Source organism: Dehalococcoidia bacterium, assembly GCA_025054935.1.
Classification (GTDB): Bacteria; Chloroflexota; Dehalococcoidia; order SpSt-223; family SpSt-223; genus JANWZD01.
The window spans coordinates 46,749-59,710 of the sequence record JANWZD010000005.1; the positions used below are offsets into that span (position 1 = coordinate 46,749).

Annotated in this window: 13 protein-coding genes; 9 read left to right on the forward strand and 4 right to left on the reverse strand. The window is 70.1% G+C overall.

Annotated features, from left to right (window positions below; genetic code table 11):
• The first annotated feature begins 3 nt into the window (after window positions 1–3).
• The 3 genes from NZ773_07520 (at window position 4) to NZ773_07530 (ending at window position 3,196) form a co-directional block, all read left to right on the forward strand.
• The gene (locus tag NZ773_07520) at window positions 4–1,335 is read left to right on the forward strand and encodes a DNA methyltransferase (GenBank protein MCS6801775.1); all 1,332 of its coding nucleotides are present in this window, start codon (window positions 4–6) and stop codon (window positions 1,333–1,335) included.
• Between the two features lie 449 nt (window positions 1,336–1,784).
• Window positions 1,785–2,684, forward strand: a complete 900-nt coding sequence (uvsE, locus tag NZ773_07525; GenBank protein MCS6801776.1) for a UV DNA damage repair endonuclease UvsE — start codon at window positions 1,785–1,787, stop codon at window positions 2,682–2,684.
• Window positions 2,685–3,037: 353 nt separating this feature from the next.
• Window positions 3,038–3,196 carry a hypothetical protein gene (locus tag NZ773_07530; protein ID MCS6801777.1) on the forward strand — a complete coding sequence of 53 codons (159 nt, stop codon included), beginning with the start codon at window positions 3,038–3,040 and terminating at the stop codon, window positions 3,194–3,196.
• Between the two features lies 1 nt (window position 3,197).
• Here NZ773_07530 and NZ773_07535 read toward each other — a convergent pair whose 3' ends face one another.
• Window positions 3,198–4,367, reverse strand: a complete 1,170-nt coding sequence (locus NZ773_07535; protein MCS6801778.1) for an acyl-CoA dehydrogenase family protein — start codon at window positions 4,365–4,367, stop codon at window positions 3,198–3,200.
• A gap of 224 nt (window positions 4,368–4,591) precedes the next feature.
• Between NZ773_07535 and NZ773_07540 the strand changes: the two genes are divergently transcribed.
• The 5 genes from NZ773_07540 (at window position 4,592) to NZ773_07560 (ending at window position 9,441) form a co-directional block, all read left to right on the forward strand.
• Complete coding sequence (locus tag NZ773_07540; GenBank protein ID MCS6801779.1) at window positions 4,592–4,900, forward strand: Uma2 family endonuclease; 309 nt, start codon at window positions 4,592–4,594, stop codon at window positions 4,898–4,900.
• A 28-nt stretch (window positions 4,901–4,928) separates the two neighbouring features.
• Window positions 4,929–5,120: a hypothetical protein gene (locus NZ773_07545; protein MCS6801780.1), complete on the forward strand. Its 192-nt coding sequence runs from the start codon at window positions 4,929–4,931 to the stop codon at window positions 5,118–5,120.
• Between the two features lie 1,164 nt (window positions 5,121–6,284).
• Window positions 6,285–7,034, forward strand: coding sequence for a replication protein (locus NZ773_07550; GenBank protein ID MCS6801781.1), 750 nt, complete (start codon window positions 6,285–6,287; stop codon window positions 7,032–7,034).
• Between the two features lie 550 nt (window positions 7,035–7,584).
• Complete coding sequence (locus tag NZ773_07555; GenBank protein ID MCS6801782.1) at window positions 7,585–7,785, forward strand: hypothetical protein; 201 nt, start codon at window positions 7,585–7,587, stop codon at window positions 7,783–7,785.
• A 36-nt stretch (window positions 7,786–7,821) separates the two neighbouring features.
• Window positions 7,822–9,441, forward strand: coding sequence for a DHA2 family efflux MFS transporter permease subunit (locus NZ773_07560; protein ID MCS6801783.1), 1,620 nt, complete (start codon window positions 7,822–7,824; stop codon window positions 9,439–9,441).
• Window positions 9,442–9,819: 378 nt separating this feature from the next.
• On the opposite strand, the gene NZ773_07565 is transcribed toward NZ773_07560, so the two are convergent.
• Window positions 9,820–10,887: a glycosyl hydrolase gene (locus NZ773_07565; GenBank protein MCS6801784.1), complete on the reverse strand. Its 1,068-nt coding sequence runs from the start codon at window positions 10,885–10,887 to the stop codon at window positions 9,820–9,822.
• A 488-nt stretch (window positions 10,888–11,375) separates the two neighbouring features.
• On the opposite strand from NZ773_07565, the gene NZ773_07570 reads away from it, so the two are divergent.
• Complete coding sequence (locus tag NZ773_07570) at window positions 11,376–12,188, forward strand: DUF4437 domain-containing protein (GenBank protein ID MCS6801785.1); 813 nt, start codon at window positions 11,376–11,378, stop codon at window positions 12,186–12,188.
• Between the two features lie 346 nt (window positions 12,189–12,534).
• Here NZ773_07570 and NZ773_07575 read toward each other — a convergent pair whose 3' ends face one another.
• On the reverse strand, window positions 12,535–12,792 hold the full coding sequence (locus NZ773_07575) for a GGDEF domain-containing protein (protein MCS6801786.1): 258 nt from the start codon (window positions 12,790–12,792) through the stop codon (window positions 12,535–12,537).
• Complete coding sequence (locus NZ773_07580; protein ID MCS6801787.1) at window positions 12,783–12,944, reverse strand: hypothetical protein; 162 nt, start codon at window positions 12,942–12,944, stop codon at window positions 12,783–12,785. Before NZ773_07580 ends, NZ773_07575 begins: the two co-directional genes overlap by 10 nt.
• Window positions 12,945–12,962: the final 18 nt, after the last annotated feature.

Here is a 12,962-nt window from a genome sequence, read left to right on the forward strand (position 1 = left end):
CGCATGCGTGCCGCTGCCTCTCCTTCGCTCCGTCGCCGCGATCCCAGTTGGGACTACGCCGGCAAGGCGAGCAAACGGCTGACCCACGGCCTTCATCCCTATCCGGCGATGATGATCCCCCACGTCGCCGCGCGTCTTATCGAACTGCTCTCTCAGCCGGGCGACCTCGTTCTCGACCCGTTCTGCGGGTCAGGCAGCGTTCTTGTCGAGGCGATCGCTGCCGGCCGCCGCGCGATCGGCGTCGACCTCAACCCCCTCGCGGTCCTGATCGCCCGCGCCAAGACCACCCCCGTGCCCGCTGCCGCGCTCACAGCAGCGATCGCCTCCGTTGAGGCTGCGCTCCCCCGCTTCCTTGCCGACCCGCCGCCGCCGCCGCCGGTGCCGCGCCTCGACTTCTGGTTCAAGCCCGACGTCATCCGGGCACTCGCCGCGCTCCGCGCCGCCATCTTCGCCGCGCACGAGCCCGCCCGCGCCGTCCTGCAGGCGACCTTCTCCGAGGTCGTCCGCCTCGCTTCAAACGCCCGCTCCTCCGAGTTCAAGCTCCACCGCTATCCGCCGGAGCGCCTTGTCCGTCACCAGCCCGATCCTGTCGCCCTCTTTCGCGCTCGGGCCGCGCGCAATGCTGCTCTTCTCGCCACCTTCGCCCCGACCGCGCCGGCGGAGGTCTGGCTCGCCGATTCCCGCCAGCCGCTCCCCGGTCTCGCCGACAGCACGGTCGACGCCGTCATCACTTCGCCGCCCTATGGCGACAGCCGGACAACGGTCGCGTACGGGCAGTTCTCACGCCTTTCCGCCCAGTGGCTCGGGATCGTCGGCGACCGCGACCTCGACCCCTCCCTGCTCGGCGGCGCCCGAACCCGCGCGCCGATCCCGTCTTCCCCCCACCTTGAGGCGACGCTCGCCGCCATCGCCTGCCGCGACCGGCGGCGCGCCAGCGATGTCGCCGCATTTTATGTCGATATGGCAGCGTGTCTCGCTGAGATCGCCCGCGTCCTTCGGCCGGGCGGGCTCGCGGCGCTGGTCGTCGGCAATCGGCGCGTCAAGGGCGTCCAGATCCCGACGGACCTTATCCTCGCTGACCTCGCCGTCCCGCTCGGGCTCCTGCCTCGCGAGGTGATCATCCGCCGCATTCCGACGAAGCGCCTGCCGAGCCGCAACAGCCCGAGCAACATCCCGGGCACGGTCGGCGAGACGATGAGCCACGAGCATATCCTCATTCTCGAACGCGGCGCGCCAGCCGCCCCCCGACACGCCGCGACTGAGCGGGATCACCACGAGAACCGCGCCCCCTCGCAACGCCCTGCTCACGCCGCTGCAGCGACCCGGCAGGCCTAGGAAACCGACAAGCCCCTCGAGCGTGCTCACGGCGAGAGGAGCCCGCGCCGATCGTCCTGCCGGTGCGAATGGCGGCCGCAGCACTGCGTCACGACCCAGCGTCGAGGCGTCGCTTCGGGAACGCCGGTCGCTTGCCGAGCGCCCTGCGCTGGCGGAGCGGCGGGCGTCAGCGCCGGCGATGCTGTCCGCGAGCAGCAGCGCGACCGAGGATCGCCGGCGACGCCTGCGTCGGCTCTTGCTGCGCGCTGCGCCCGGTCCTCCCGCCGTCGCCGCCCGGGCCGCGCGTGAGCCCCGGCGCCGCTCGCGCAGACTGCCGATGCGGCAGGCGCGCGTCCCCGCGCTTGCCGCGGTGTCCTCTCCTTCCCGTTGCACGGCAGACGAGCGGCCCTGCGCCCCTCCTCGCCGAGGCGATCCCGTGGCGTACGATCGATCGCGGGGAGAGACGAAGGATGGTGCTGCGACGCCTCGGCTATATCACCACCGCGCTCGGCAGCGGCGCGATAACGGACAAGAGCTGCCACCTCCGCAGCGCTACCCCAGAACGGCTGCGCGCCCTCATTCGAGCGAACCTCGCAGGGCTGGCCGCGACGCTCGACTACAACCGGGCCATCGGCGTCCGCTTCTATCGCCTCTCGAGCCAGCTTATTCCCTTCGCCTCCCACCCCGTGAACACGCTCGAATGGTGGCGTGAAGAAGAAGAGACCCTCGCTGCAATCGGCAGGACCATCCAGCGCGACGGCGTGCGCTGCGGCATGCATCCCGGCCAGTACACCCTGCTCACCTCGCCGGACGAGCGGGTGACCGCCAACGCCCTCGCAGACCTAGCGTGGCATGTCCGGCTGCTGCGTGCGCTGGGCCTCGGCCGCGAGGCGAAGATCGTCATCCACGGCGGCGGCGCCTACGGCGATAAGGCCGCCGCAATGCGCCGCTTCGTCGCGCGCTACCGCGCCTTGCCCGAGGAATGGCGCGAGCATCTCGTTCTCGAGAACGACGAGCGAGTCTATTCCGTCGCCGACGTGCTCGCGATCCACGAGGCGACCGGCATCCCGATCGTCTTCGACGCCTTTCATCACGCTATCCTCCCCACTCCCGGCGACCTCCTGCCGCGCGTCTTCGCTACGTGGCAGCCGGAAGATGGACCGCCGGAGGTGCACTTCAGCAGCCAAGCGCCGGGCAAGCCGCCGGGCACGCACGCCGACGACGTCGACCCCGTCGACTGCGCTGCGTTCCTTGCCGCTGCGCCGGCGCCGCCGTTCGACTGCATGCTGGAATGCAAGCGCAAGGACCTCGCGCTCCTTGCGCTGCGGCCGGCCCTCGCCGCGCTCGGCATCGTCGAGCGCGAGGCATGATCGCCCGCGCTAACCGCGCCGGAAGATCGCTAACAAGGAGGTGACAGGAGGCGACGCGATATCGTCTTTCGTCACGAGAGGGTCATACTCTTGGTCAGCAGGAGAGAAGGCAGCGGCGCGCTGCAATCCCCAGCGCGACCAACGGGAGGCCGCATTCCCGACCGGCGAGAAAGAGGTCTGGAAAGGATCGCAGTGGCTTGCTGGCACAGTATCGTACCCGTGGTGGCGAGATGTGCCGAACAGTTGGCTTGTCCGTCTTTGGTGGGTCTTCGTTCTCTTGGACGGTGGGGTAGCACTCTGTTCAGAGCACTCTGTTCAGTCGAGCCTCCCTGAGAGCAGATACAACCGCAGAGTTGATACTGGCGACTCTAAGCAGCATCCTCTGGACACTGTTCTCTCTTCTAGCGGGGATGTTCGCGATCCTGCTTATCCGCCGCATCACCGCGCTGCAGACGCGCGCCATCGAGCGCCTGCAGCGCCCGCCCGATCATCCCCTCGTCCTCTCCTCCTAAGTCAGCCGCGGTACGCTTCCAGTCCCGTGATGTCCGCGCCCAGAATGAGCGTGTGGATCTCGTGGGTGCCCTCGTAGGTGAACACGGTCTCGAGGTTGACAAGATGCCGGAAGACAGGATAGTCGAGCAGGATGCCGTTGGCAGCAAGGATGCTGCGCATCGAGCGCGCCACCTCGAGCGCCATTCGGCAGTTGGCCCGCTTGGCGAGCGACACCTGCTGCGGCGTCAGCCGCCCAGCCTCCTTCAGCCGCGCCAGTTGAAAGGCAAGCAGCTGACCTTGGGTGATCCCTTCGAGCGCATCGACCAGCTTCGCCTGCGTCAGTTGAAATCCGGCGATTGGCCGCCCCCATTGGACGCGCGTCCTCGCGTAGCTGAGCGCCGCTTCGTAGCACGCCATCGCCGCTCCGACAACGCCGAAAGCGACGCCGAAGCGCGCCTCAGTCAAGCAGGAGAGCGGCCCGCGCATCCCGCGGACACCGGGCAGGACCGCCTCGGCCGGCAGGCGGCAGTCCTCAAGGACGACCTCGCCCGTCGCCGAGGCCCGCAGGCTCAGCTTGCGGCGCACCTCGGTGACGCGGACGCCGGGCGTCCCTGCCTCGACGAGAAAGCCGCGCACGACGTCGCGCCCCTCCTCGGCAACCTTCGCCCAGATGAGCAGCACGTCGGCAAAGGGCGCGTTCGTAACCCACATCTTGACACCGTTCAGCACCCACTCGTCGCCAACGCGCTCGGCGCGCGTCTCCATCCCCGCCGGATCGCTGCCGTGCTCGTGTTCGGTCAGGCCGAAGCCGCCGACAAGTGTCCCGCGCGCTAAGCCGGGCAGGTAGCGTGCGCGCTGCTCGTCGGAGCCGTAGCGCCAGAGCGGGAACATCACGAGGCTCCCCTGAACCGAGGCAAAGGAACGGAGCGCCGAGTCGCCGCGCTCCAGCTCCAGACAGATCAGCCCGGCCGTCGTTGCGTCCGCCGCCGGCCCCGCGACTGGGATGGTCGGCCCCAGCAGGCCGAGCGCGCCCAGCCGCGGGATCAGTTCCCTTGGAAAGCGCCCAGCCTCGAAACAGGCGGGGATCAGCGGCAGCGCCTCGTCCTCAACGAACTGGCGCACCATCCGCTGGACGCGTCCCTGCTCCGGGGTCAGCTCCCAATCGAGATAATTCAGCAGCGGGCTCGGCATGATCCTCCCTCGGCCTCACGTGTAGCACATTGGCGACGCGCCAGCGCGTACGGGCGATCGCCTCCCCGGGCCCCCACTGGCCGCAGCGGCGCCCAAGCTGCAGGCGCGGGGTCCACACGGTCAGCCCCCTCCCTCGAGCAGCCGCGGCGTCCTCCTGTGCCGAGCAGGACGCCTCACCGCCCCGCCCGAGGTTCTGCGGATGCGCCGGCTGAGTCGTTCGCGAACTGCCGGCCGGCGCGCGTCATCGCGGCGAACAAGCGAGCCTGACGATCGATTTAGGGGCCTTCGTCCGGCAGCGCCGTGTCGGCCGCGTCCTGACCGAGCTCAGCTTCTACACCAGCCGCAACCCCGACACCGTCCGCGTGCCGGATATCGCCTTCCTCTCCTACGACCGCTGGCCCGGCCCCTTGCCCGCCGGCATTCTCGACGTCGCTCCCGAACTCGCCGCCGAGAGCGTCTCGCCGTCCAACACCTGGAGCAAGATGCAGCGCACGATCGAACAGGACGTCGCCGCCGGCGTCGAACGTGTCTAGATCATCGCTCCTCAGACCCGCGTCGTCTATGTCTACCGCACGCCGACCGCAGCCGGTCGGGTTTGCGCGGCGGTGTCGTGAGCTGGGACCCCGCGTCGTCTATGTCTACCGCGCGCCGACCGCAGCGACACGGCTCAGGGACGGCGACCGCTTGCGCTGGGAAGATAAGCTCGACGGCTTTACCCTGCCGGTGCGCGGCCTGTTCGAGCGGGACGCCTAGCCCGCAAGGCCGGCCTCCGGCAGGCGCGCTCGCGAGACGGCGGCAGCCCTACCCGTTCGCCCGGCGAGGACGTCAGCTCCCAGCCGCTCGGCAGTCGGCCAGCCAGATGCCCCACCTACCCGCTCGCGAGCAGCCGCGTGAGCACGCCACCGCCGGCAGGGGCGGCGCTACCGGCACCGCGCCCGCCCATGCAGCGCCGGATTGCCGAGGCAGCCAGACACGCATTCTTGCATTCTTGGCACAGCGCGCGTGCTGGCCAATCCGCAGGCGAGGCACCGCCACGCAGGGGGAACCGCGACGCGCCTCGCGCGGCCCGCCCTGGCAACTGCTGACCCAGCGCTGTTCGGCCCGCGCCTCCTCCACCCTTCGCGATCCGCCCTTCCCGCCTGATGCGGCGCCGGCGTGTCAGAGAGCACACCCCGACACAGCGCCTCCATCTGCTTTGCCTTGCGCGCTCCGCTCCCGCAGCCAGCGGCGCGACCACGACAACCGCGAGTGCGCTCTCGCTGCCACTGAGCGGGGTGAACTCGACCGCCCCGACCGCCCCCGCCACGCCGCGTGAAGCGGCCCGCTGATGCGGCGTCCCAAGCGCCCGCAGGTCACGCATCCTCCTTGCGGCTCGACCGCGGCCGTCCTCTCCCCCTTGCCCTTCGCTCACGACAGGCTGCTGACGCCTGAGCCGCCCTTTTCGCGCCGGCGCGAGCCTCTGCTGACACGACTGCTGGGCGCTTGGCGAAACGAGCAGCATGCCCCTTCGCCCCAACGCGCCGCAAAGACAGCGCTCGCGATGACGCCGAGAGCGCGCCATGAGCGAACACGAGGCGCGGTTATCCCCGCGTTCCAAGAGGCGCTCCGTCCCCGCTGTTTCTCGGTTCGGCCGGTCCCGCTGCTTTCTCAGCGGCAAGGGAATTGTCGCCACAATTGGCGACAAGGAGATTACGGCGCCAAGCTGTCCGCACGTCTGCCAAGCAGCGCTCGGCGGCCAGTCCAGTCCCGACACTGATGCCCGATCGGACTGGACACAATCTATATGCTGGACTTGGATAAAAAGGCACAACATATTGCGGTTTCGTCAACTTGACTGCTTGACACGCCGCTTGATCCGCCGCTATGCTGGCCGCCAAGCAGCGCGCCGGATCAACGGGCGCGCCCTCCTGAGACGCCATGACCGAGACGTTCGTTTTTGAGGGATTTTCCGCGCCGGGCTACACCCAAGTACCCGATGAGTTCTTCGACGTCTGCCTGCCTCACCTCTCCGGCAGCGAAACGAAGGTGATGTGCTACCTGTTTCGCCGCACCTTCGGCTGGAAAAAGGAGAGCGATGCCGTCTCGCTCTCACAGCTGACTGACGGGATCGTGCGGCGCGACGGAACACGCCTCGATGGCGGCGCCGGGGTGACGCGCGAAACCGCCGCCAATGCCCTCCGCTCCCTCGAGCGCAAAGGCTTGATCGTCCGCGAGCCGCAGGTGCGCGCGGACGGCGGCACCGGAACAACCGTGTACCGCATCCGCTTCCGCACCCAGTCGGCCAATCCGACCCCCCCGGGCAGAAATTCCGACCCGCCCCCTTCGGCGGCGCCGACTCCCCGGGTCGAGACCGCCGACTCTGTCCCGGTCGGCACAGTCGACCGACAAGACTCACGATCCACAACAAAGAGATCGCACCAACCAGCAAACACCCAAGTCGATTGGCCCGCTCTTCGCAGTGCGCTCCGCGGGCGCTTCAGCCGCGCCAATTGGGAAACCTACATCGCGCCGCTTGCGCTCGAGCGCCTCGAGGGAGGACGCGCCATCCTGCGCGCGCCGACCCCTTTCGTCGCCGACTGGGTGCGGAGCCGGTTCGCCTCGGCCATTGCCACCGCGCTCGCCGAGGCCGCCGGACAGCCGATCTCAGTCGAGATCGTGGCCGCCTAACCCCGCTTCGCGAGACGGGCCGGTCCGCGTTCGGGCAGTGGGCCGTGGCAGGCTCCGAGCGGTCTGCCGGCGCGGTGCGCGCTCGGAGAGGGGGCCGCTGCGGCGAGAGGCGCTTCTCCCTTTGGGCGAGCGCGCCGGCCGCGGTGCCGGCACATCGAAGCGAGGAGAACTGCGGCCGGCGCGTTGCCGAGAGCGGCTTCGCGATCGGCGGCGTCACCTGCACCTCGGGGGCAGTAACCAGTGCCGAAACGTCGTGGCAGACCAGCGCGCCGCGCCAGCCGGTCGCGCCCGGTGCCGGCCAAGTCGAACGGGCATCCGCAACCGGTTCGGTCAGGCGGCAACGCCACCCGGCTGACGGTCCGCGTCATCCCGCCGAACAGCGTCAGCTACGACGCCGGCGTAACGACGGTCGCCGATCAAGGGGCGACCGTGCTCTACCCGACCGGTTTCCGCGACTTCGCTCGCCATCCCCCGCGACAACCTCTTTCGCCGCGTCTCGGACGACTCCCAGCAGGCGGCTGCCCTGACCGCCTCCGTCGTCGACAGCGGCGTGACGGCCATCATCCCGTTCATCCGGGACGATATCTTCGGCAATGACGTCGTCGAGCCGTTCGGGCGCGCCTTCGGGGCGGCTGGCGGCACCGTCGCGCCGGCGCTGCGCTCGGTCCGCTGGTTCGGTGCCGACGGCACGGCCGAGGCGCTGGCGCTCGTCGACAACCCGCGCGCGGCCCAATTTGCGGCGACCGATTGAAGGCAGCGGGGGCATCGCCTACACTGAGCGCGCGGGGTGGATGGCCAAGGCGCGCGCAGCGTGACGGGCAGCAGAGGGCGGACGCCGATCATCCTGACGGGCGTCATCGCCGGGATGATGCTTGCCGCCCTCGACTACACCGTCGTCGGGGCGGCGCTGCCGCGCATTGTCGGCGAGCTCCACGGCCTCTCCTACTACGCTTGGGTCTTCACCGCCTATCTGCTCGCCTCGACGGTCACGGTGCCAATCTACGGCAAACTGTCGGACCTTTACGGCCGGCGGCGGCTGTTCCTGCTCGCGATGGCGATCTTCCTCGCCGGCTCGGCGCTCTCGGGGCTGGCCCAGAATATGCCTCAGCTCGTCGTCTTCCGCTTTATCCAAGGCATCGGCGGGGGCGGGCTGCTGCCGATCGCCCAAGCGGTAATCGGCGACCTCTTCTCGCCGGCCGAGCGCGGCAAGTGGCAGGGGGTGATCGTCTCTTTCTTCGGCCTCTCGACGATCGGCGGGCCGCTCGTCGGTGGCTGGCTGACCGACACCTTCGGCTGGCGAGCGATTTTCTACCTGACGCTGCCGGTCGGGCTGGTCGCCTTCGCTGTCGTCGCCGCCGCGCTGCCGCCGCACCGGGCGGTCCGCCGTCACCAGGTCGACTACCTCGGCGCGGCTCTGCTTGTCGGGGCGGCCAGCCCGCTCCTCATCGCCTGCTCGATCGTCGGCGGCGCGGGCGGCTGGCTCTCGCCGCCGGTCGTGGGTCTCCTCGCGCTGGCGGCGGCGTTGACCGCCGCGTTCGCCCGCGTCGAGGCGCGCGCCCCCGAGCCGATGATCAGCCTCGCCCTCTTCCGAAGCCGGACGTTTCTCATCGCTATCGCCGCCACCTCGGCCGTGACGGTCGGGATGTACGCCACGATGGTCTATCTGCCGCTCTTCGTCCAAGCGGTCGTCGGCGCGACGGCGACGGGGTCCGGGCTGGTGCTGGCGCCGATGATGGCGGGCTTCGTAGCCAGCAGCACCATTGGCGGCCAGATCATGGCGCGCACCGGGCGCTACAAGGCGATGGCGCTCGGCGGCTTTTTCGTCGCGGCGGTCGGGATGGCGCTCCTCTCGACGCTGAACGCCGCCTCTGACGAGCTCCTGATCGCCCGCAACATGGTCATCGTCGGGCTCGGGATGGGCGGCCTGAACGCAATTTTCATCATCGCCGTCCAAAGCGCCTTTCCGCCCTCCATGCTTGGACAGGCGACGGCCGGGCTCCAGTTTTTCCGCTCGCTCGGCGGCACGATCGGCGTCGCTACCCTCGGCTCGCTGCTGACCGCCCGCCTGAACGACCGGCTGGCGGCCGCCATCCCGGTCGAGGTCGCTGCGGCACTCCCGCCGGGCCAGCTGACCCAAGCGGCCACTCCCCAAGCGCTGCTGTCGCCGGCGACGGTCGAGCGGCTGCGCGAGCAGTTTGCCGCGCTCGGCCCGGCCGGCGACGCGCTTCTCGCCCAGCTCCTCCTCGTCATTCGCGACAGCCTCGCGACGACGATCGCCGACCTCTTTGCCGCCGTGGCGGGCATTCTCGTCGCCGGGCTGCTCATCACCCTCCTCCTGAAAGAAGCGCCGCTGCGGCGCCGTCCTGAGCCCGCGCCGCAGGCCGCCCCCGCCAGCCAGCAGGCCTGAGCGCGCCGCCGTGCCGGGGTGCTCTGCGGCGGCGCGCGGGCCGGCGTTGCCGGCGCTGACCTGCCGCCGACCGACGATCACGGCGGCACTCCCCTGCCGGCGTGAAGGCAGCGCGGCGCTCAGGTCCGCTGCGCGCGCTCTTCATCGGCCGAGGCGCAGCGGGGCAAAAGCCGCCAAGCGCGTTCCGACAGCTGCGCGCAGGCGGCTTGCCGGTCCGGCGGCACGCTCGCCGATTGCGCCGCGCTGGCGCAGCATCGCTCGCTCCGCTCATTCTGCGCGCTGCTTGTCAGCGTCGCGCTCGCTGGGGATTTCCCGATCGCCTCGCTCCGGTTGCCCGGGGGGCTCCTCTCTGCTCGGAGCGCGGCGAGGATGGCTGCATCACTGCTCTCGAGGCGCAGCGCGCTCCGCGTGGGATGCGCGCTCGACCTTCTCCCAGCGCGTCAGGTCGCGCCCGTCGCAGAGCGCCAGCCCAATGCCGGGGACGATGCTGCTGGCGAAGCCGACGTAGTACAGCTTCAGGCTGCCGTCCGGCTCGGCGACGAGGTAGGGCGTGCCGATCGCGACCTCGTCCCAGCTGCCGGGCGCGCCGAGGTCGAGGATCGCGCCGCCGGCGCGCGGCCCCGGCAGCCGCTCCCAGCGCACCCCGTCCGGCGAGGCGGCGAGCCCAATCCGGTAGGAGTAGCCCGACCCCGCGGCCGCGAGCCCCTCGTAGGCCATCAGCCAGCCGCCCTGCCAGGGAATGACCTTTCCGCCGCCCGCGCCGAGCGAGTCGAACGCCGTGGGGTCCGGGTTCGCGCCGAACACCTGGCCGCGCCGTTCCCAGTGAATGCCGTCCGCCGACTCGGCCAGCTGAGTTCCCCCGGTTCCGTCCTCGCGGCTGACGCCGAAGTACATCCGAAACGTGCCGTCGGGAAGGCGAATGATGCGCGGAAAGTGCACCGCCCACTCCTCCGGTGCCCGCGGCGCGACGACGGCCCCTGCGCCGGCCGTCCCGTCGACCTTCCGGAAGTGCAATCCATCGCTTGAGACAGCGAGCCCGATCGCCCCGGGGCTGCCTTTGCGGATGCGCCCGCGCAGCTGGCGGATCCCGTCTTTCGTCCCCATGAAGTAGAGCCAATACTCGTCGCCCACCCGGATTACATCCGTCACGCCGACCTGAAACTGGTCGAAGCGCGCCGGATCCCCGCTTGGGTCGAGCACCGCGCCGCGGACCCCGGGGCCGGCCACTTTCTCCCAGACGACGCCGTCCGCCGAGCGCGCCGCGCCGCTGCGCCCCATCGGGATGCTGCTCATCTCCTCGGCGAGCATCCCCGGAAAGCCCCGTTCAAAGCCGTAGTACCACATGCGATAGCCGTCCGCCTCGCGGTGGACGACAGGGCACGAGCATTTCGCGTCGTCCCACCATCCGGCAGGGCCAGGACCGAACAAGAAACCAGGACCGGTCATCGCGCTCCTCCGCGGCCATTCTACTCCCTGCCCCGCTCTGGCGAGCGCGCCGCGCTTCCTGAGCCGTCTCCTCGTGCGCTTCTGGGCCGAGAGAAAGGCGCTCGGCGTGCCTCCTGCATCGAGACGGGCGCCGGCGAGGGGCGGCGAGGGAACGCGTGCGCTCGCCCGCAGTCGGCGAGCGCCGTCCCCCAAGGCGCGGCTGCCCCGCCGCGCTTTCGGCCGCTGAGCGGCCCGGTCGAAGCCGGTCTCACGCGCAAGTGCCGGTCGAGGGGCTGCAGCGCGAACCGCGCCTTGCGGCGGCCGTTCCCTTTCGCGGCTGCTTCGAGCAGGAGGCGAGGGGTGCGCGGCGGGGTCGAACTGGTCGAGATGGGCGCCGGACCCCCTCGAGCCAGATGCTGGCGCGGACGCGCCGCGGCATGCTCACTGCGCGATGGGGTGGTATGCTGGGAGCAGGGCTCCGGTCTCGTTTGGCCGTGGGAGGTGCAGCGATGAGTTGGGCTAGGGTCGAACCGATCAACGCCGCCGACCTGCCCGAGCAGGTCAGCCCGAGCGGCAGCCGGCGGGTCGTGCTGAATGAAGGAGGCAACGGGTATCGCCTCTCGCTGCTGACGCTGCCGCCGGGCTGGGTCTCGCCGTACGCCGGCAACGGGCTCGAGTTCCACTCGTGCCACGAAGAGGTGATCAACCTCGAGGGCGTTCTCCACTTCGGCCGCTGGCGCGACTTCGCCGCGCCCGGCTATCTGAACCACCCGCCCTACTGGGTTCATCCGTCTGATGAGTCGACGGAGACAGGGCTGCGGCTGCTGGTGAAGTATGCTGGCCCCTTCGACATCGACTTTCTTCCGATCCCGGAAGGCTGGGACGGCGTTGAGTTCATCGCCCCGGCAGGGGCAGACCGGGCCGATCCGAGGCTGCGCGGCGTGACCGGCGTCGATCTCGACGCGCTGCCGTGGGAGCCGGTCTTCGGCCATGACATGCGGTCGCTCCCCAACTGCGAAGCGAAGACGCTCTATCGCAACGAGGCGACCGGCTGGACGACTTGGCTGATGCGGCTTCCGGGGGGCTGGCGCGGCGTCGGCCCGCGGCGCAGTTGGCCGGCGGGCGACGAACTGTTCGTGATTGCGGGCGACCTGACGATCGATCATGGCGCGGGTCCCGTCCGCCTGACCGCCGGCAGCTACTACTGCCGCCCGGACCGCTACGTCGAGGGCGGCGCGAACGACTTCTCCGATGCTGGCTGCCTCGCTGTCCGCTGGACGCGCAACGCCCACCACCTCGTCCTCCCGCCGATCCGCTTCTAGGAGCGGTTTGCGGCTGAGGACCGCTCGCGCCGCCTAAACCCTGTGCTAGGTATTCGAAGGCACTGACTGCTGAGGGCGGTAGCAAGTGAGAATAGGCTGCGCCCTCCTCTGCCTTGGAGCCGCTTCCCCGTCTCGCTGGGGCGTGGAGGGTGCTGCCGCACCGTAGGACGTGGTGCATCTCCGGCCGGTAGTCTTGGCGGCGTACGGCGCGAGGTCGGCGCGGCGCAGCCGAGCGTCCGGCCGCGCCCCGGCGAAGCCGAGCGCGTAGCCGATGCTGCATCCTACCTGCACCCCGTTTCCCTCGATCTCGATCAAGAAGAGGTCGCCAAACGCGAGGAGAATGCGCTCAGCAACACGCTTGCGCCTCCTCCCGCTCGACCGGGCGGAACAGGATCGCGAACCCGTCGCTGCCAAAGCGCGCCCCCACATCCTCAGCGCGCATGCAGCGGGTCAGCCGCTGCGCGACCGCCTGCAGCAGCGCATCACCAGCGTGGTGGCCGAGGCGGTCGTTCATCGCCTTGAACCCGTCGAGGTCGACGAGCAGCACTGTCAGCCGCGCAGCCTCCGCGCTCGCCGCCCTCGGCTCTAGACGCGCTAAGAACATCGGTTGACGAGGCCAGTCAGCGCATCATGGAACGCTAGGTCGCGAAGCTGCCGCTCCAACCTCGTGCGGTCGGTGACATCGCGCAGCATAAGCAGCCAGCCCACATGGCGCTCGACGGGGGTGCGCAGCTCCGGCGCAATGGCGTCGAGCACGGCCGTTCTGAGCGTACG